This window comes from Allobosea sp. CS1GBMeth4 (genome assembly GCF_900185715.1).
In the GTDB taxonomy this organism is placed as follows: Bacteria; Pseudomonadota; Alphaproteobacteria; order Rhizobiales; family Beijerinckiaceae; genus Allobosea.
Genome location: NZ_FYAS01000016.1, coordinates 39,719 through 57,374, shown reverse-complemented (window position 1 = coordinate 57,374; position 17,656 = coordinate 39,719). Strand labels below are relative to the sequence as shown.

Genomic DNA, 17,656 nt, shown 5'->3' with positions numbered 1-17,656 from the left:
CCTCCGTCTCCCGGCGCGGTCAATCGGTCGGCGCGGCGCGGCGTGCATGGCCGCCATCGCCCAGAAGCTGCGCCGGGGCAATGCGTCAGGCGGAGGCCAATCTCGCCGCCAGCGCGTCGCCCGCCGCGAGGATATGGGCTTCGAGCGCTCGGGCGGCGGCGTCGATCCGCCCCGCTGCCAGCTCCGCGAGGATGTGCCGGTGCTCCGCCTCCGAACGCGGCTGCCAGTCGAGCTCGCGCCAGGCCGCGAACAAGAAGCGCGCGCTCGTCCGCTGCAGGCCCTCGATCGTCGCCAGCAGGCGCTGCATGCCGCAGGGAGCGGTGATCGCGTGGTGAAAGCGGCGATTGGCCGCCTCCCAGAGCTGCACGTCGTCGCTCGCCTCGGCCTCGGCCAGCGCCGCCGCGGCGGTTTCGAGCTCGGCCGGGCCGAGCCTGGCGAAGCCGCGGCGCAGGGCGAGAACCTCCAGTGCGGCGCGCATCGCCGTCACCTCCAGGACCAGGCCGGGGTCCAGGGGGGCGACCCGCACGCCGCGCCGCGGCTCGCTGATCAGAAGCCCCTGGGCCTCCAGCGTGCGGAAGGCCTCCCGAACCGGGACATGGCTGGCGCCGAACTCGGCCGCGACATGGTCCTGACGCACGGCTGCCCCCGGCGCCAGCGCTCCGGTGAGAATGCGCTGCGCCAGGCTCCTGGCGATGCGGCCGGTCAGCGAGGCGCCGGCCTCGCTCTCGTCTTGAAAGCTCATGGTTCGTATGATTTCATAGATAATATATGAAATGAGGTGTCACGATGTCGCGCTCTCGTCCAGCCCGCCTGCGCCATATCGCCGGAATCGGCGTCGACCGCATGGGATCAATCGCCGACGCCTCGGGCAAGGATTTCCTGCGGTTGGAGAATCTCGACACCGACATCCCGCCGGATCCGGCGGCGATTGCGCGCACGGTCCGCGCCGCCGGCGAGGATGCCGACAACAGCTATCTGCCCTTCATCGGCCAGCCGCGCCTGCGCGAGGTCGCCGCCCGCCACGTCTCGGCGGTATCCGGCGTGAGCTACAGCGGCGAGCGCAATTGCGTGATCTCGGCCGGCGGTCTCTCCGGCATCCTCAATGTGCTGCTGGCGACGATCGAGGTCGGCGACGAGGTTGTCGTCACCGACCCGACCTATGCCGGGCTGATCAACCGGGTGCGGCTCGCCGGCGGCGTGCCGCGCTTCGTGCCCTTCGTCTTCGAGCCGGGCGGCGAATGGCGGCTCGACCGGCAGGCGCTGCGGGCGAGCATCGGGCCGAAGACCACGGCCATGCTGCTGATGTCGCCGTCGATGCCGTCGGGCGGCTGCCTCGACGCCGGCGACTGGGCGCTCGTCGCCGAGCTCTGCGTGGCGCACGACCTGCTGCTGATCGTCGACACGGCGATGGAGCGGCTGCTCTTCGACGGGCGGCCGGTGCTGCATCCGGCCGGGCTGCCCGGCATGGCGGAGCGGACGATCACGGTCGGCTCCTCGGCCAAGGAGCTGCGGATGATCGGCTGGCGCGTCGGCTGGATCGTCGCGCCCGAAGCGTTCATGCCCGACCTCGTCGCCGTCTCGCTCGCCAATGTCGTGGTGCCGGTCGGCATCGGGCAGGACGCGGTCGCGACCGCGCTCGAGAACTCCGCGGCGACGCTGACGCCTTATGTCGACGAACTGCAGGCAAGGCGGGATTGCATCCTGGCGGAATTGCGGGGCCTGCCCGTCGGCATTCCCGGCGGTGGCTGGTCGCTGCTGCTGCGGGTCAGTGATTTCGGCCTCGACGGCGCGGCGATGTCGGAGCGCCTGCTCGAGCAGGGCGTCTGCGCCACCGCGATGACCGGCTGGGGCGAGAGCCATGGCGCGCAGTACGTCCGCTTCGTCTACGCCAACGAGCCGGTCGAGCGCCTGCGCGGCCTGGGTACGCGCGTCCGCGCCGCGCTCGGCCTGTGAGAGGAGCGGCAATGACGGAATGGCGCGAGGCGAGGCCGGCGCTCGCGGATGCGATCGTCTGCGACGGGCTGCTGCCCTGGGCGAAGGCCTTCCTGCCGCCGGGGGCAAGGCTCGGCGCGCAACTGGCGCGCTTTCGGGCGCAGGGCTGCGATCACATCTCGCTCACCGTCGCAGCCGGAGCCGACGGACCGGTCGAGGCGATGGCCCGGCTCGGCTTCCTACGCCGCGAGATCGCGGCCGCGGGCGACTGGCTGACGATCGCCGCGGACGCGGCCTCGATCTGGCAGGCGAAGACGGACGGGAAGCTGTCGGTCTCCTTCCATTTCCAGTCGGCCACGCCGTTCGCGCCCGATCTCGATCTGGTCGAGGCCTTCCGCGCAGCGGGAATCGACCGCGCCATCCTGGCCTATAACGAGGCCAATCCCTTCGCCGATGGCTGCCATGAGCCGCGCAATGGCGGGCTTTCGGCGCTGGGCCGGCGGCTGCTCGCGCGCATGGACGCCTGCGGCATGCGCATCGATCTCAGCCATTGCGGCGCGCGGACGAGCCTCGATGCGCTGGAGGCCGAGCTGGCCGCGCTGCCGATCTTCTCCCATTCCAATGCGCGGGCGCTCCACGAGCACGAGCGCAACATCAGTGACGAGCAGATCAGGGCCTGCGCCGCGCGCGGCGGCTATATCGGTGTCAACGGCGTCGGCATGTTCCTCGGCGCCGCCGGGCCACAGATTCCGCAGGCGATGGCGCGGCACCTTTCGCATATCGCCGGACTCGCCGGGCCGGGCAGGGTCGGCCTCGGGCTCGACTTCATGTTTCTCGAGGACAGCGATTACGGGTTCTATCACACCGCGAGAGGACGCTGGCCGCGCGGCTACCCCGAGCCGCCTTGGCACTTCTTCCAGCCGGAGCAGTTCGGCGATCTGCTCGCCGCGCTGGAGGCGGAAGGCTTCGGAGCGCAGGAGATCCGGGGCATTCTCGGGGAGAACTATCTGCGGCTGGCGCTTCCCGGCTGAGGCGGGTTTCGCGATAGGCACGACGGCGCCGCTCTGCTAACCCGGCGCGAACGTTCGAGCCGCGCCCGTCATGACCTCCCGCACCGCCACCGCAACCGGCTCCGTCGCCATCCTGCTCTGGTCGACGCTGGCGCTGTTCACCGCCATGTCGGGGCGGGTTCCGCCCTTCCAGCTCGTCGGCATGACCTTCGTGATCGGCGGCGTGTTCGTGCTGGCGATCGCGGCGGCGCGGGGCCGCCTGCATCTGGCGCGGCCGACGCCGGCCTCCTTCCTGCTCGGGCTCTACGGTCCGTTCGGCGATACGGCGCTGTACTATGCCGCGGTGAAGACGGCGCCGGCGGCGGAGGCCAACCTGATCCACTATCTCTGGCCGTTGCTGATCGTGCTGTTCGCGGCGCTGCTGCCGGGCGGGGGGCTCAAGGCGCGGCATCTGATCGGGGCGCTGATCGGGCTTCTCGCGACCGCGATGCTGATCTCCGGCGGTATCGGCTCGGGCGGTGCCGGAATCCAGCTCGGCCATGGGCTGGCGGCGCTCGGCGCCTTCGTCTGGGCGAGCTATTCGGTGCTGTCGCGGCGTTTCGCCGGGGTGCCGTCGGAGAGCCTCGCCATCACCATGCTCGGTTGCGCCGTTCCCGCCTTCGCCTGCCATCTCGCTTTCGAGACGACCCTGTGGACGCCGAGCCCGGTCGAATGGGGCGGCGTGCTCGGGCTCGGGCTGGGCTCGATCGGCCTCGCCTTCATCTGCTGGGACATCGGCATGAAGCAGGGCGACGTCGCCTTCCTCGGCGTCGCCTCCTATGCCGCGCCGGTGCTCTCGACCGTGACCCTGGTCAGCGCCGGCTACGCGCCGGCGAGCTGGCTGCTGGCCGTCTCCTGCGTGCTGATCGTGGTCGGCGCACTGGTCGCGAGCTTCGGCCCGGGAGCGCGAGGCGCGGCGCCGAAGGCGGCCGGAGGGTAAAGCTGTCGTCAGATATCGAGCGCCCGCGTCTCGTAGGCGTAGACCGTGCGGAAGCCGAGCCGCTTGTACATCTCGAAGGCGAGGCCGTTGCTCTGGTCGACCTGGAGATAGGCTTGTCGGCAGCCCTGCGCCGCCGCCCAGCCCATCAGCCCCAGCACGAGCCGCTTGCCGAGCCCCTTGCCGCGCAGGCTCTCGTCGACGATCACCGCGCCGATCTCGGCCATGCCGCGTTCGGCGACGCTCATCGCATAGGCGGCCGGGCGGCCCTCATGCAGCAGCGTCGCGAAGGCGGCGGGCAGGCGCACGCCCGAGACGATCGCGGAGAGATGGTCGCGATTGCGCTTCGGGCCGGTCTGGTGGCTGCAGACGCCGTCGATCCAGTCATCCTGCGCGCGCGCCGTCGTGACGAGGCCGTCAACGGGCGGATGGATTCCCCCATCGAGCTCCGCGACCATGCCGAAGGAGGCGGTCTCGATCCGGTAGCCGCGCGCGGCGAAGCGCTCGCGCGCGCCCTCGGCGACCAGCGGCGTGAAGCGGATGCGCGGCGGCAGTCCGGCCTGGCGATAGAGTCCCTCGACGAAGGTCAGCGTCGCCTCGTCCATGTCGCCGCCCTCGCGCAGCGAGGAGGCCGAGTTGGCGCGGCCGGAATAGCCGTTGGCGAAGCGCACCACCCATTCATCGACGACGAGCGTGGTCGGCGCCGGCCAGGCGTTGACGATGCGGGTCTCGCAGGCGGCGACGAGCGCCATATCGGTGACGGGTCTGTCCATGGTCAGCCTCCGGCCGGGCGCGGCGTCGGCCGCCAGCCGGACGGCGCCATCTCGAAACCGGTGAAGGCGAAGCCCGGCGCGACGGTGCAGCCGACCAGCGTCCAGGCGCCCAGCGAGGTCGCGCTCTGCCAGTGCCCGGCCGGCACCACGATCTGCGGCCGCTGACCGGCGGCGAGGTCCTTGCCGAGATGATGGGCGGAGGTGTCGTGCCCGTTCGGGGAGAGCGTGATCACCAATGGCGCGCCGGCATAGTGATGCCAGATCTCGGCCGCGTCGACGCGGTGCCATTCCGAGGTCTCTCCGACATCGAGCAAATAATAGATCGCGGTCGAGAAGCCGCGCCCCTCCGGCCCGGCAGGGTCGCGGAAGGTCTCGCGATAGTGCCCGCCTTCGGGATGGGGCTCGAGCGCGAGCAGACGGATGACCTCGGCGGCGCTGAGGCCGCTCAGCGTGTTCATGGCGGTTCAGAACTTGTTCTTGGCCTCGCGCAGCGCGGCGAAGACCTCGCCGGCCGGCTTGCCGACGATGCCGAGCGTCGCGGCGAGCGCCTGCTCGCCGGCGCGGAAGAACGGGTTCGTCGCCTTCTCCTCGCCGATCGTGGTCACCGCCCAGAAGCGGCCCTCCGCCTTCGCCGCCTCGGCCTCGGCGAGACGGGCCGCGACGGCCGCGTTGCTCGGGTCCATGGCGGCGGCGAAGCGGGCGTTCGACAAGGTGTAGTCATGGCCGGTGATCAGCCTGGTCGCGTCGGGCAACGCCATGATCCGCGACAGCGAGGTCCACATCGCCTCCATCCGGCCGGGCATGACGCGTCCGCAGCCCATCACGAAGACCACGTCGCCGACCAGGGCGAGGCCCGCCTCGCGGCCGATGAAGCTGACATGGCCCTCGGCATGGCCGGGCGTCGCCCAGGTCTCGAAGGCATGGCCGCCAACGGAGACGCGGTCGCCTTCACCGACGACGACGTCGACCGGCGCGCCGGCGCGGGCGGCGTCCGGGCCATAGACCCTGGCGCCGGTTGCCTGCTTCAGGGCGGCGATGCCCTGGACGTGATCGGCATGCTCATGCGTCACCAGCACCTGGCGAATCGTCCAGCCCTTCGCCCTGGCGGCGGCGAGCACGTCGCTGGCATCGGGCACGTCGACCGCGGCGCAGGCGCCGGTCGCCGGGTCGTGCAGCAGGGCGCCGGCATTGTCGCTGAGGGTGCGGAAGACATGGATGTCGAGCGGCATGGCAAACTCCGGCAATCGGCAATGGCAGTCGGCAGTCGGAGAATCCGAGCCGGCGCGGATCGAGGCGGCAACCTATCAAGCCTGGATGACGACTGCCTACTGCCGATTGCCGACTGCCGTCCACCCTTGCGCTCCCGCCCGGGCTGCGCCATCTCCGTCGGCATGGCCTTGGACGTCGTCGACCTGCGTGCCTTCTACGCCAGCCCGCTCGGGCATGTGGCGCGGCGGGCCGTCGGCAAGGTGATGCTGAAGCTCTGGGCGGATTGCCGGCGCCAGCGCCTGCTCGGCCTCGGCTTCGCGACACCCTATCTGCCGTTGCTCGGCGGCGGCGCCGAGCGCGTGCTCGCCTTCATGCCGGCGGCGCAGGGCGTGGTGAACTGGCCCTCGCCCGGGCTCTCCGCCTCCGCTCTGGTCGAGCCGACGCTGCTGCCGCTCCCCACCGCCTCGATCGACCGCGTGCTGATGGTGCATGCGCTCGAGGAGACCGAGAGCCCGGAGGACCTGCTCGAGGAGATCTCGCGCGTGCTGAGCCCGGGCGGGCGGCTGATCGTCGTCGTCCCGAACCGGCGCGGCCTGTGGGCGCGGATGGATACGACGCCTTTCGGCCATGGCCGGCCCTTCAGCCGCTCCCAGATCGAGGCGCTGATGCGCCGCGCCATGTTCTCGCCCGAGCATTGGGGCGAGGCGCTCTATGTGCCGCCACTGCGCCGGCGCCTGTTCATGCGCTCGGCCACGGCCTGGGAATGCCTCGGCGCCGGGCTGTCGCTGCCCTTCGCCGGCGTCTACGTCATCGACGCGACCAAGCAGTTCTACCGGCGCGCGCCCCTGCGCGCGACGCGGCGCAGCTTCGCGTTTCGCCCGGTGCTGCTGCCGCAGCCCCATCCCTCCGGCCGGCTGCCGCGGCAGGAGGAGGCGAAGCTGCCGGCGGGTTGACAATCTCCGTGGGGCGCGGCCAAGGTCCGCCGCCTTTTTTGACCGTTCCGTCTCGCGGCCCCCGCTGCCGCCTTGTCCTCGAGGAAGCGGGACCAGATCTGGATGTCGATGCGAAGCTATCTCGATTTCGAAAAGCCGGTCGCCGAACTGGAGGCGAAGGCGGATGAACTGCGCGCGCTCGACGGCAAGGGCGACGGCTATTCGCTCGCCGAGGAGATCGGCAAGCTCGAGGCCAAGGCTTCGCAGGCGCTGAAGGATCTCTACGGCGCCCTCACGCCCTGGCAGAAGACACTGGTGGCGCGCCATCCCCAGCGCCCGCATTTCCTCGACTATTGCTCGGCTCTGATCGACGAGTTCACGCCGCTCGCCGGCGACCGCGCCTTCGGCGAGGACGAGGCCGTCGTCGGCGGCTTCGGCCGCTTCCGCGGCGAGCCGGTCTGCATCATCGGCCAGGAGAAGGGCAATTCGACCGAGACCCGCATCCGGCACAATTTCGGCATGCCGAAGCCGGAGGGCTATCGCAAGGCGGTGCGGCTGATGGAACTGGCCGATCGTTTCGGCCTGCCGGTTCTGAGCTTCATCGACACCGCCGGCGCCTATCCCGGCATCGAGGCCGAGGAGCGCGGCCAGGCCGAGGCGATCGCGCGCTCGACCGAGACCTGCCTTTCGCTGCGCACGCCGAGCGTCGCGCTGGTGATCGGCGAGGGCGGCTCGGGCGGGGCGATCGCCATCGCCGCCGCCAGCAAGGTGCTGATGCTGGAGCACGCGATCTATTCGGTGATCTCGCCGGAGGGCGCGGCCTCGATCCTCTGGCGCGACACGGCCCGCGCCCAGGATGCGGCGACGGGCATGAAGATCACGGCCCAGGACCTGCTGCGTTTCGGCGTGATCGACCGGATCGTCGCGGAGCCGACGGGAGGCGCCCATCGCGACCCTGCGCTCGCGATCGAGCGCGCCGGCGCCGCGATCGAGGCGGCGCTGTCGGATCTCGGCGGGCTGAGCGCCGACGAGATCGTCGACCGGCGGGCGGAGAAATATCTGGCGATCGGAAGGGCGCTGTAACGGACGGAGCCGGGCGGCAGCGCTTTACCGCGGTTTCACCATATGGCCTTCTGCGCGGGCCCTGTGGTAAGGAACGGTCAAGGCTAACGGTTCTACAACCGGGCAACGGGCATAATTTGGCCGCGTTGCGTGGTGCATGGTCTGGCTTGACGCGTCTGCGCGAGATGGGATTGACGACGTGGCTGTGAGACATTTCGCGCTGGCGGCGCTCCTTGGCCTCACCCTGGCGGCCTGCGAAGAGGACCGCTATCGCGGCTCGGCGCGCCACAACATCCCGATTCCGTCCGCGACCTACACGCTCATGGCCGAGAAGGGCATGAGCAAGAGCCAGCCGATCCTGATTCGCTCCTACAAGAAGGAGTCGGAGCTCGAGATCTGGAAGAAGCGCGCCGACGGCAAATATGCGCTGCTCAAGACCTTCCCGATGTGCCGCTGGTCGGGCCAGCTCGGGCCGAAGGTGCGCGAGGGCGACCGTATGGCGCCGGAGGGCTTCTACGCCATCACCCCGGCGCAGATGAACCCGAACTCGTCCTACTACGTCTCGTTCAACATGGGCTATCCGAACGCCTATGACCGGGCGCATGGCCGCACCGGCGCACATCTGATGGTGCACGGCGCCTGTTCCTCGGCCGGCTGCTACTCGATGACCGACGACCAGATCGGCGAGATCTACGCGCTGGTGCGCGAGGCCCATAATGGCGGGCAGCGGGCCGTGCAGATGCAGGCCCTCCCGTTCCGGATGACGCCGGAGAACCTCGCCAAGCATCGGCTCGATCCGAACATCGGCTTCTGGAAGAACCTCAAGGAAGGTTCGGACTTCTTCGAGGTGGCCAAGGACGAGCCGTCCGTGTCGGTGGCCGGCGGGCGCTACGCCTTCAACCGCGACGGCAGCCAGGTCGACCCTTCGCTGACGCAGGCTCTCGCCGAGAAGCGCCAGCGCGACGAGATCCAGGTCGCGGCGCTGGTCTCGAAGGGCACGCCGGCGATCAAGCTGATCTATGACGACGGCGACCAGCATTCCTCGTTCAAGCGCCTTCTGGCCCAGTCCGGCGCCGATTCGATGAACAGGTCGGTCGCCTGGGCCTCGCGCGATGTCGGCATCAGCCGCGTCGATTCGCTGATCGGCCCGCGCGTCGTGGTGCTCGACGACAAGGGGCGCGCCAAGGCGACGGTCAGGGCCGAATCGGCCGAGCACGAGGCGGTGATCGCGGCCGTCAGCGGCAGCGCGCAGCAGGCCGAAGCCGAGACCAAGGCGGCCGCGGTGCCGGCGAAGCCCGCCGCCCAGCCTGCCGCCAAGCCGAGCACCGATGCGGCGACGCAGGTCGCCAAGGCGACGCCGGGCGCCGCCGCTGCCGCGCCGATCCAGACGGCCTCGGCCGAACCGGCACAGCCTTCCTTCTATCAGCGGGCGCTGAGCTTCGTGCCACTGCTCGGCGCGTCGTCCGAGGCGAAGGAGCAGGCCCCGGTCGCATCGGTGGTGCCGGAGACGCCCCAGACCGTGACCGCGCCGCTGCCGCCACGCCGGGCCTCGACCCTGCGGACATCGCAGCTGCGGCAGCCCGACGCCGCCTATGCGAGCCAGCCCGCGCTGCGCTGAACAGCCGGGCGACGCTGATGCAGAAAAGTCACGCCCGCGGCCAGCGAAGGCCGCGGGCGCTTTTGTAGGCGTCTAAAGGTCGAAATCGGCCGCGGTTGCACAATACGCGGGCAGGTTGCAAAAAACCTCGGCTTGCCGATTTTACGCCCGCAGCCCCCTAATCATGGCGAATGCATGACGCATCCATGCATGAACCTCGGGGGTAGTCGCGATGGCCTTCAAGATTTCAGGTTTGCTGGCGGGGCTTGCGCTTTCGACCGGGCTCGCGGCTTCGGGCGCGGTTCTCGCCTCCGATCTGCCGAGCCGCAAGGGCGCGCCGCCCGTGCCGGTGGCGCCGAGCATCACCTGGTTCGATATCGCCGTCAGCGTGAAGGGCATGACGGACTATAATTTCCGCGGCATCTCGCAGACCGACCGCAAGCCGGCGATCCAGGGCGGCGCCGAGCTGCAGATATACGACAACCTGTTCTATGTCGGCGTCTATGCCTCGAATGTCGACCTGGCGACCAGCCCGCCGGCGGAAGTCGACTTCTATGGCGGCATCCGTCCGAAGTTCGGCCCGGTGACGCTCGATCTCGGCGTGATGCAGTACTATTATCCCGGCGAGAAGCAGTACATCGATCCGGCCGGCACCTATTGGACGCCGAAGAACACAGACTACACCGAAGTCTACGGCAAGGTGAGCTATAATTTCGAGGACAAGCTCATCCTCGGGGCCAATCTCTTCTATGCATGGGACTGGCTCGGCACCGGCGCCTCCGGCACCTACGCCTCGGTGACGGCGAAGTACAATCTGCCCTTCCTGGAAGGCCTGTCGGTCTCCGGCGAGCTCGGTCACTATTGGCTGGGCACCACCAATATCGCGATCTGGTCGACCCTGCCGCCGACCGACCTGCCGAACTATACCTACTGGAACGCCGGCATCTCCTACACCTGGAAGAATCTGACGGCGGACGTGCGCTATCACGACACCAACCTGTCGAAGACCGAGTGCTTCGCGCTGACGGCCGATCCGCGCGGTATCGTCTCGGGCTCGGGCCGCTCGAAATGGTGCAACCCGACCGTGGTGGCGACGCTGTCCTTCGATATCACCGCGAGCAGCGTCGGCATCTTCGCGCCGAAGTGAGTGCTGCGGCCCGACAGGCCGATCCGCATGGGGCCGCCCGCGAGGGCGGCCCCTTCGGCTTCAGCGCCGACGCGGGCGGACCTGCCGAGCCGGAGAACGCTTGAGGCTGCGCTCGGTGCCCGCGCCGACGCAGGCCGCATAGGCGGCGCGGTCGCGGATCGGAAAAAGGGCTCCGCCGACGGCCGGAGCCCTTTCTTCATGGCGATGGTCGTGGGCCCGGCCTCAGATGAACTGGCCGTGGCAGTGCTTGTACTTCTTGCCGGAGCCGCAGGGGCAGAGCTCGTTGCGGCCGACCTTGCCCCAGGTGGACGGGTCGGCCGGATCGCGCTCGGCGACGGCGAGATCGCCATCGGTCGCGGCGAATTGCGGCTGGCCGGCGAAGAAGCCGGCGGGGGGCGGGGGCAGAGCGTCGTTGCCGCCCTGATCGAAGCCCTGGCCGTCTTCCGGCGGCTGCTCGAAACGGACCTCGACGCGCATCAGATTGCCGGTGACCTGCTCGCGCAGGCGGCCGATCAGCCCGTCGAAGAGCTCGAAGGCCTCCTGCTTGTACTCGTTCAGCGGGTCGCGCTGGGCATAGCCGCGCCAGCCGATCACCTGACGCAGATGGTCGAGCGTGACGAGGTGCTCGCGCCAGAGATGGTCGAGCGTCTGCAGCAGCACCTGCTTCTCGATATAGGTCATCACCTCGTCGGTGTTGCGCTCGATGCGTGCCGCATAATCCTCGTCGGCGATCTTGCGGATGCGCTCGCGCAGCTCGGCGTCGGCGATGCCCTCCTCCTTGGCCCAGTCCTCGATCGGCAGGTCGAGGTTGAGGTAGGTGACGACATCCTGGCGCAGGCCGGCGGCATCCCATTGCTCGGGATAGGCGTCCTCGGGGATGCGGCGGGAGACGGTATCCTCGACGACGCCCTGGCGCATGTCGTCGATGGTCTCGCGCACGCTCGCCTCGCGCATGAACTCGCGGCGCTGCTCGAACACGACCTTGCGCTGGTCGTTCATGACGTCGTCGTATTTCAGGATGTTCTTGCGGATGTCGAAGTTGCGCGCCTCGACCTTGCCCTGCGCCTTCTCGACCGCCTTGTTGATCCAGGGATGGACGATGGCCTCGTCCTCCTGCAGGCCGAGCTTCTGCAGCATCCCGTCCATCCGGTCGGAGCCGAAGATGCGCATCAGGTCGTCCTGCAGCGACAGGAAGAACTTGGAGCGGCCGGGATCGCCCTGGCGGCCGGAGCGGCCGCGCAGCTGGTTGTCGATGCGCCGGCTCTCATGCCGCTCGGTGCCGATGATGTAGAGGCCGCCGGGGCGGGTCATGGTCTTGGCCGGGCGCGAGCCCTTGGCCGGCTCGAGCTCGATCGTCTCGGCGGCGTTGAGGACGATCTCCCTGAAGCGGGCGACCTCGGCCTCGATCTCCTTGACCTTGGCCTGCTTCTCCGGCCCGTCCTCCATGCCCGCGGTTTCGATCGCGACCCGCATCTCGACATTGCCGCCGAGTTTGATGTCGGTGCCGCGGCCGGCCATGTTGGTGGCGATGGTGATCGCGCCGGGAACGCCGGCCTCGGCGACGATGAAGGCCTCCTGCTCGTGGAAGCGGGCGTTGAGCACGGCGAACTGCTTGTTGCTCTTGCCGGAGCGCGCGGCGGCGTAGAGGCTGTCGAGCGCGTTGGGCTGGCTGAAGTCGATCTGCTTGAAGCCGGCCGCGACCAGCATCTCGGCGATCAGCTCCGACTTCTCGATCGAGGCAGTGCCGACCAGCACGGGCTGCAGCCGCTCGCTGGCGCGTTCCAGCTCCCTGATGATGGCGCGCACCTTCTCCTCGAAGGTGCGGTAGACCTCGTCATCCTCGTCGATGCGGGCGACCGGGACGTTGGTCGGAATCTCGACCACCTCGAGCTTGTAGATCTGCTCGAACTCGTCGGCCTCGGTGCCGGCGGTGCCGGTCATGCCGGCGAGCTTGGAGTAGAGGCGGAAATAGTTCTGGAAGGTGATCGATGCGAGCGTCGCGTTCTCGGGCTGGACGGTAACGTGCTCCTTCGCCTCGAGCGCCTGGTGCAGGCCTTCCGAATAGCGCCGGCCCGGCATCATGCGGCCGGTGAACTCGTCGATGATGACCACCTCGTCGTTGCGGACGATGTAGTCCTTGTCGCGCGTGAACAGCGAATGGGCACGCAGCGCCTGGTTGACGTGGTGGACGAGCGTGACGTTGGCGGCGTCGTAGAGGTCGCCCTCCTTGAGCAGGTCGGCCTCGCGCAGCAGCTGCTCGATATGCTCGTTGCCGGCCTCGGTCAGCGCGACGGTGCGCTGCTTCTCGTCGACCTCGTAATCGCCCCTGACCAGCCGGGGCAGGACCTTGTCGATCGCGACATAGAGGTCGGACTTGTCGTCGAGCGGGCCGGAGATGATCAGCGGCGTGCGCGCTTCGTCGATCAGGATCGAGTCGACCTCGTCGACGATCGCGAAATGGTGGCCGCGCTGGCTCATCTGCGCGACCTCGTACTTCATGTTGTCGCGCAGATAGTCGAAGCCGAACTCGTTGTTGGTGCCGTAGGTGATGTCGCAGGCATAGGCGCGCTGGCGCTCCTCGTCGTCGAGTCCGTGCACGATGGTGCCGACGGAGAGGCCGAGGAAATTGTAGATCCTGCCCATCCACTCGGCGTCGCGGCGGGCGAGATAGTCGTTGACGGTGACGACGTGCACGCCCTTGCCGGCGAGCGCGTTGAGATAGACCGGCAGCGTCGCGACCAGGGTCTTGCCTTCGCCGGTCTTCATTTCTGCGATCGAGCCTTCGTGCAGCACCATGCCGCCGATGAGCTGGACATCGTAGGGCCGCTGGCCGAGCACGCGCTTGGCCGCCTCGCGCACGGTCGCGAAGGCCGGCACGAGCAGGTCGTCGAGCCTGGCGCCGTTGGCGAGCTGCTGCCTGAAGGTCTCGGTGCGCCCGCGCAGGGCCTCGTCGGAGAGCTGCGACACCTCGGCTTCGAGCGCGTTGATCGCGGCGACGCGGGGTTGGTAGCCCTTCACCCGCCGGTCGTTGGACGAGCCGAAGAGTTTCTTTGCAAGCGCGCCAAGCATGTCCGGCCTTTCAATGGCGAATCCGGCCGGCGCCGGAAGGCGCGGCCGAAGCGGTACCCTGAGAATTTCTCGCGCGTGTTTAGACGTGCGCGGGCGCGTGGTCCAGCACGCGCTTGTCCGCGCGCATGTGGGGTCCGGCGGGGCCGCTTCCAAGAGGTCGCACGCGGCCCCGCCCCTGCCGCGACGGGCCGAACCAGGCCGGCCGGCTCGCGTTGATGTGCATGGCGCCGCCTTGCCAAGGCCGCGTTCTGCTGGCACTCAGCCGGCGAGATCGATCTCCGCGCCGTCCAGTCGAAAGGCCGCACCGATGTTGTCCTCCCGTCTCGCCATGCTGTCGCTTGGCTTCGCGCTGGCCGCCGGGCCGGCTTTCGCGCAGCAGGACAAGCCTGTTGCCAGGGTCGACGGCATCACCATCACCGAAGGCGACCTCAAGCTCGCCGAGGAGGATCTGGGCGAGCGCACGGCGCAGATGCCGGAAGAGCGCAAGCGCGAGGAGCTGATCAATTATCTGGTCGACCTCAAGCTCGGCGCCAAGACCGCCGCGGCCGCCAAGATCGGCGACGGGCCGGACTTCGCCAAGCGCCTCGCCTACAACCGCGACAAGCTGCTGCTCGACGAATACCTGACCGTCGAGGCCAAGAAGGCGGCGACGCCGGAGGCGGCGAAGAAGCTCTTCGACGACACCGTCAAGGCGATGAAACCTGAGGAGGAGGTTCACGCCCGCCATATCCTGGTGCCCGAGGAGGCGCAGGCAAAGGCGGCGCTGGAGCGGGTGAAGAAGGGCGAGGACTTCGCCAAGGTCGCGGCCGAGCTCTCCAAGGATCCGGGCTCGGGCAAGGAGGGCGGCGATCTCGGCTGGTTCGCCAAGGACCGGATGGTGCCGGAGTTCGCCGAAGCCGCCTTCAAGCTGGAGAAGGGCCAGCTCTCCGAGCCGGTGAAGAGCCAGTTCGGCTGGCACGTCATCAAGCTCGAGGACAAGCGCGTGAAGCCGCTGCCGAGCTTCGACGAGGTCAGGCCGCAGATCGACCAGTACCTGGTCCGCAAGGCGCAGCAGGACATCATCGTCGCGCTGCGCGAGAAGGCCAAGGTCGAGCGCCTCGACAAGCCGGCGAGCCCGGCCGCTCCGGCCGAGCCGAAGAAGCCCTGAGCCGCCGCGCCTTCACACGATCACCGCGATGCGCCCGGGCAATGCCCGGGCGTTTCGTTTTGCGGGGCCACTGACTCTTGTCTTCGCTCCGCCGCTGCGGCACATCGGGCCTGAATTCGCAGGAGGCGCCCGATGGCCGGCAAGGATGTTCCCGTTTCCCCGCTCGCGCCCAAGCGCCAGCCCAAGGTTCCGGCCGTGCCCGGCGTGCGCTTCGCCACCGCAGAGGCCGGCATCCGCTATCAGGGCCGCACCGATGTGCTGCTCGTCCTGCTCGACGAGGGCTCGCAGGCGGCCGGCGTCTTCACCCGCTCGAAATGCCCGTCGGCCCCGGTCGACTGGTGCCGGGCCAATCTCGCGCAGGGCAGGGCGCGCGCCATCGTCGTCAATTCCGGCAACGCCAACGCCTTCACCGGCGTGAAGGGCCGCGACTCGGTGGCGCTGACGGCGAGGATCGCGGCCAAGGCCGCGGGCTGCAAGGACGAGGAGGTCTTCATCGCCTCCACCGGCGTGATCGGCGAGCCGCTCGACGCGGGCAAGTTCGAGGGCGTGCTGGCCGATTGCGCCAGGCGCGCCGCCGACGGGCCCTGGCTCGACGCCGCCAGGGCGATCATGACCACCGACACCTTCCCGAAGGCGGTCTCGCGCAAGGCCAGGATCGACGGGCACGAGGTGGTGATCGCCGGCATCGCCAAGGGCGCCGGCATGATCGCGCCCGACATGGCGACGATGCTGTCCTTCGTCTTCACCGACGCGCCGATCGCGGCCCCGGTGCTGCAGGCCCTGCTCAGCAAGGGCGTCAAGGGCTCGTTCAACGCCATTACGGTCGACAGCGACACCTCGACCTCCGACACGCTGATGCTGTTCTCGACCGGACAGGCGAGGGCGCGCGGCGTGCCCGAGATCAGCGACCCGGCAGACGCCCGGCTCTCCGGCTTCAAGCGGGCGCTGAACGCGCTGCTGCTGGAGCTGTCGCATCTGGTCTGCAAGGACGGCGAAGGCGCCCGCAAATTCGTCGAGGTCCGCGTCGTCGGGGCGCAGTCGGCCCGCTCGGCCAAGAAGGTCGCGCTCTCGATCGCGAATTCGCCGCTGGTCAAGACCGCGATCGCCGGCGAGGACGCCAATTGGGGCCGCATCGTCATGGCTGTCGGCAAGGCGGGCGAACCGGCCGATCGCGACAGGCTCGACATTTCCTTCGGCGCGATCAAGGTCGCGGAGGCCGGCGCGCGCGCCGGTTCCTATGACGAGCAGGCCGTCTCCGACTACATGAAGGGCGAGCACATCGTCGTCACCGCCGATCTCGGCCTCGGCCGCGGCAAGGCCACCGTCTGGACCTGCGACCTGACCAAGGCCTATGTCGAGATCAACGGCGACTACCGGTCCTGAGCCAGCCGGCCCGACCGGGCCGAGCAGGGCCTTCGTCATCGGCAATCTCGCCGCCTGCTCGCTGCTCTGGGGCTCGAGCTATCTGTTCATCAAACTGCTGGCCGGCGAGGTCACCCCCTGGGCGATCGCCGCGGGCCGCGGCCTGCTCGGCGCCGCGACGCTCGCGCTCTATGTCGCGGCGCGCGGCCAGAACCCGCTGCCGCGCCGCCACGAGGTCCGCCACTGGCTCGTGCTGGGCACGACCAATGGCTGGCTGCCCAACGTGCTCGTCGCCTATGCGCTGATCCAGCTCGCCAGCGGCCCGGCGGCGATGATCCAGGCGGCGGGGCCGCTGGTCACCGCCCTGTTCGCGCATCTCCTGTTCGCGGAGGAGCGCCTGAGCCGGCGCCGTCTCGGCGGCATCCTCGTCGGCATGGTCGGGGTCGCCATCCTGATCGGCCCACGCCTGATCGAGGGCGGGGGCACAGCGCTCAGCCTCCTCGCCATGGTCGGGGTGATGCTCTCCTATGCCTGCGCCAACCTCTATACGCGCGCGGTGCCGCCGAAGGCCGGCGACCCGATCAGGCTCGCGCTCGGCCAGCAGATGGTGTCCGGCTCGGCGGCGCTGCTGCTGACGCTGATCGTCTCCGGCTGGGGGGCGCTCGCGGCTCTCACGCCGCATTGGCAGGCCGTGCTGGCGCTGGGCGTGCTCGCGACGGCGCTGCCGGTGACGATCTTCATGCGGCTGATCCGCGCCGCCGGGCCGACGCGCGCGGCGATGACCGGCTATCTGGTGCCGGCAGTGGCTGCCGTCCTGGGTGTGCTCGTCCTCGGCGAAACGCTGGAGTTGCGGCAGATTACCGGAGGTTGCATCATCCTCGCCGGCGTCTTTCTGGTATCAACGGCGCCGACGGGGGGACGAGCCAGATGAGAGCGTTCGCGTGCGTGCTCGGCCTTGCGGCCTTGCTGGGATCCTGCGTCGCGCAGGGGCCGACGACGTCGTCCTTTTCGGCGGAGGAGGCGGCCTTCATCCGCAAGCCCGGCACCGGCGTGATCGTCGGCCATGCCTTCCGGACGCGCTCGAAGGGGCAGGTCGTCAACGCGGCCGGCGAGATCGTGAAGCTCATCCCGGCGACGGAGTTTGCGCGCGAGCGCTTCACTCGCGTCTTCGGCAAGGCCAAGTTCCTGCCGCACTGGCGCTATCCGAACGATCAGGTCGATCCGGCCTATGCCGAGCTGACGCGCACGACCAAGACGACGGCAAATGGCCGGTTCACCTTCGACAAGGTCGCGCCCGGCAGCTATTTCGTCTCGACGCAGGTGATCTGGGGCGAGGAGGATGCGGTTTTCCGCGAGGGCGGCACGGTCTATGACGAGGTCACGCTGACCGGCAAGGAAACCGAGCCGGTCGAGGTCATCCTCTCGGGACATTAGCTCTTC

At 69.2% G+C, this 17,656-nt stretch carries 16 protein-coding genes; 11 read left to right on the top strand and 5 right to left on the bottom strand.

Annotated features, from left to right (window positions below; all coding sequences use genetic code 11):
- Positions 1 to 85 precede the first annotated feature (85 nt).
- Positions 86 to 742 carry a GntR family transcriptional regulator gene (locus tag CS1GBM4_RS09145; RefSeq protein ID WP_186418396.1) on the bottom strand — a complete coding sequence of 219 codons (657 nt, stop codon included), beginning with the start codon at positions 740 to 742 and terminating at the stop codon, positions 86 to 88.
- 44 nt (positions 743 to 786) lie between these two features.
- Between CS1GBM4_RS09145 and CS1GBM4_RS09140 the strand changes: the two genes are divergently transcribed.
- The 3 genes from CS1GBM4_RS09140 to CS1GBM4_RS09130 all read left to right on the top strand — a co-directional run bounded on the left by CS1GBM4_RS09140 (position 787) and on the right by CS1GBM4_RS09130 (position 3,921).
- Positions 787 to 1,953 carry a pyridoxal phosphate-dependent aminotransferase gene (locus tag CS1GBM4_RS09140; protein ID WP_186418395.1) on the top strand — a complete coding sequence of 389 codons (1,167 nt, stop codon included), beginning with the start codon at positions 787 to 789 and terminating at the stop codon, positions 1,951 to 1,953.
- An 11-nt stretch (positions 1,954 to 1,964) separates the two neighbouring features.
- A complete protein-coding gene (locus tag CS1GBM4_RS09135) occupies positions 1,965 to 2,963 on the top strand; it encodes a membrane dipeptidase (RefSeq protein ID WP_186418394.1) in 999 nt (332 codons plus the stop codon).
- A 70-nt stretch (positions 2,964 to 3,033) separates the two neighbouring features.
- Positions 3,034 to 3,921 (top strand): EamA family transporter, encoded by an 888-nt coding sequence (locus tag CS1GBM4_RS09130; RefSeq protein WP_186418393.1) that lies wholly within the window; start codon positions 3,034 to 3,036, stop codon positions 3,919 to 3,921.
- A gap of 8 nt (positions 3,922 to 3,929) precedes the next feature.
- On the opposite strand, the gene CS1GBM4_RS09125 is transcribed toward CS1GBM4_RS09130, so the two are convergent.
- From CS1GBM4_RS09125 to gloB, 3 genes are read right to left on the bottom strand one after another with little or no spacing between them, the layout of a single operon-like run.
- On the bottom strand, positions 3,930 to 4,691 hold the full coding sequence (locus tag CS1GBM4_RS09125; protein ID WP_186418392.1) for a GNAT family N-acetyltransferase: 762 nt from the start codon (positions 4,689 to 4,691) through the stop codon (positions 3,930 to 3,932).
- 2 nt (positions 4,692 to 4,693) lie between these two features.
- Complete coding sequence (locus CS1GBM4_RS09120) at positions 4,694 to 5,149, bottom strand: cupin domain-containing protein (RefSeq protein WP_186418391.1); 456 nt, start codon at positions 5,147 to 5,149, stop codon at positions 4,694 to 4,696.
- 6 nt (positions 5,150 to 5,155) lie between these two features.
- Positions 5,156 to 5,920 (bottom strand): hydroxyacylglutathione hydrolase, encoded by a 765-nt coding sequence (gene gloB, locus CS1GBM4_RS09115; protein WP_186418390.1) that lies wholly within the window; start codon positions 5,918 to 5,920, stop codon positions 5,156 to 5,158.
- Between the two features lie 162 nt (positions 5,921 to 6,082).
- On the opposite strand from gloB, the gene CS1GBM4_RS09110 reads away from it, so the two are divergent.
- The 4 genes from CS1GBM4_RS09110 (at position 6,083) to CS1GBM4_RS09095 (ending at position 10,638) form a co-directional block, all read left to right on the top strand.
- Positions 6,083 to 6,853, top strand: a complete 771-nt coding sequence (locus tag CS1GBM4_RS09110; RefSeq protein ID WP_186418389.1) for a class I SAM-dependent methyltransferase — start codon at positions 6,083 to 6,085, stop codon at positions 6,851 to 6,853.
- A 108-nt stretch (positions 6,854 to 6,961) separates the two neighbouring features.
- A complete protein-coding gene (locus CS1GBM4_RS09105) occupies positions 6,962 to 7,915 on the top strand; it encodes an acetyl-CoA carboxylase carboxyltransferase subunit alpha (protein WP_186418643.1) in 954 nt (317 codons plus the stop codon).
- Positions 7,916 to 8,093: 178 nt separating this feature from the next.
- Entirely contained in the window at positions 8,094 to 9,512 is a 1,419-nt protein-coding gene (locus CS1GBM4_RS09100; protein ID WP_186418388.1) for a murein L,D-transpeptidase family protein, read from the top strand.
- Positions 9,513 to 9,723: 211 nt separating this feature from the next.
- On the top strand, positions 9,724 to 10,638 hold the full coding sequence (locus CS1GBM4_RS09095) for a TorF family putative porin (protein ID WP_186418387.1): 915 nt from the start codon (positions 9,724 to 9,726) through the stop codon (positions 10,636 to 10,638).
- 222 nt (positions 10,639 to 10,860) lie between these two features.
- Here the strand turns inward: CS1GBM4_RS09095 and secA are convergent, their stop codons facing one another.
- Positions 10,861 to 13,707 (bottom strand): preprotein translocase subunit SecA, encoded by a 2,847-nt coding sequence (gene secA, locus CS1GBM4_RS09090; RefSeq protein WP_186418386.1) that lies wholly within the window; start codon positions 13,705 to 13,707, stop codon positions 10,861 to 10,863.
- Positions 13,708 to 14,035: 328 nt separating this feature from the next.
- Here secA and CS1GBM4_RS09085 point away from each other — a divergent pair, with 328 nt between their 5' ends.
- The 4 genes from CS1GBM4_RS09085 (at position 14,036) to CS1GBM4_RS09070 (ending at position 17,650) form a co-directional block, all read left to right on the top strand.
- The gene (locus tag CS1GBM4_RS09085; protein WP_244607156.1) at positions 14,036 to 14,854 is read left to right on the top strand and encodes a peptidylprolyl isomerase; all 819 of its coding nucleotides are present in this window, start codon (positions 14,036 to 14,038) and stop codon (positions 14,852 to 14,854) included.
- A 132-nt stretch (positions 14,855 to 14,986) separates the two neighbouring features.
- Positions 14,987 to 16,237, top strand: coding sequence for a bifunctional glutamate N-acetyltransferase/amino-acid acetyltransferase ArgJ (argJ, locus tag CS1GBM4_RS09080; protein ID WP_186418385.1), 1,251 nt, complete (start codon positions 14,987 to 14,989; stop codon positions 16,235 to 16,237).
- Positions 16,206 to 17,147 (top strand): DMT family transporter, encoded by a 942-nt coding sequence (locus tag CS1GBM4_RS09075; protein WP_186418384.1) that lies wholly within the window; start codon positions 16,206 to 16,208, stop codon positions 17,145 to 17,147. The genes argJ and CS1GBM4_RS09075 overlap by 32 nt, the downstream gene beginning before the upstream one ends.
- Positions 17,144 to 17,650, top strand: a complete 507-nt coding sequence (locus CS1GBM4_RS09070; protein ID WP_186418383.1) for a carboxypeptidase regulatory-like domain-containing protein — start codon at positions 17,144 to 17,146, stop codon at positions 17,648 to 17,650. The genes CS1GBM4_RS09075 and CS1GBM4_RS09070 overlap by 4 nt, the downstream gene beginning before the upstream one ends.
- Positions 17,651 to 17,656: the final 6 nt, after the last annotated feature.

What these genes read in the sequence shown, in the direction of transcription:
- gloB (WP_186418390.1), bottom strand. Translation starts at nt 5,920, where the DNA reads ATGCCGCTCGACATCCATGTCTTCCGCACCCTCAGCGACAATGCCGGC.
- CS1GBM4_RS09130 (WP_186418393.1), top strand. Translation starts at nt 3,034, where the DNA reads ATGACCTCCCGCACCGCCACCGCAACCGGCTCCGTCGCCATCCTGCTC.
- secA (WP_186418386.1), bottom strand. Translation starts at nt 13,707, where the DNA reads ATGCTTGGCGCGCTTGCAAAGAAACTCTTCGGCTCGTCCAACGACCGG.
- CS1GBM4_RS09120 (WP_186418391.1), bottom strand. Translation starts at nt 5,149, where the DNA reads ATGAACACGCTGAGCGGCCTCAGCGCCGCCGAGGTCATCCGTCTGCTC.
- CS1GBM4_RS09140 (WP_186418395.1), top strand. Translation starts at nt 787, where the DNA reads ATGTCGCGCTCTCGTCCAGCCCGCCTGCGCCATATCGCCGGAATCGGC.
- CS1GBM4_RS09085 (WP_244607156.1), top strand. Translation starts at nt 14,036, where the DNA reads ATGCTGTCGCTTGGCTTCGCGCTGGCCGCCGGGCCGGCTTTCGCGCAG.
- CS1GBM4_RS09110 (WP_186418389.1), top strand. Translation starts at nt 6,083, where the DNA reads ATGGCCTTGGACGTCGTCGACCTGCGTGCCTTCTACGCCAGCCCGCTC.
- CS1GBM4_RS09125 (WP_186418392.1), bottom strand. Translation starts at nt 4,691, where the DNA reads ATGGACAGACCCGTCACCGATATGGCGCTCGTCGCCGCCTGCGAGACC.
- CS1GBM4_RS09075 (WP_186418384.1), top strand. Translation starts at nt 16,206, where the DNA reads ATGTCGAGATCAACGGCGACTACCGGTCCTGAGCCAGCCGGCCCGACC.
- argJ (WP_186418385.1), top strand. Translation starts at nt 14,987, where the DNA reads ATGGCCGGCAAGGATGTTCCCGTTTCCCCGCTCGCGCCCAAGCGCCAG.
- CS1GBM4_RS09135 (WP_186418394.1), top strand. Translation starts at nt 1,965, where the DNA reads ATGACGGAATGGCGCGAGGCGAGGCCGGCGCTCGCGGATGCGATCGTC.
- CS1GBM4_RS09070 (WP_186418383.1), top strand. Translation starts at nt 17,144, where the DNA reads ATGAGAGCGTTCGCGTGCGTGCTCGGCCTTGCGGCCTTGCTGGGATCC.
- CS1GBM4_RS09105 (WP_186418643.1), top strand. Translation starts at nt 6,962, where the DNA reads ATGCGAAGCTATCTCGATTTCGAAAAGCCGGTCGCCGAACTGGAGGCG.
- CS1GBM4_RS09145 (WP_186418396.1), bottom strand. Translation starts at nt 742, where the DNA reads ATGAGCTTTCAAGACGAGAGCGAGGCCGGCGCCTCGCTGACCGGCCGC.
- CS1GBM4_RS09095 (WP_186418387.1), top strand. Translation starts at nt 9,724, where the DNA reads ATGGCCTTCAAGATTTCAGGTTTGCTGGCGGGGCTTGCGCTTTCGACC.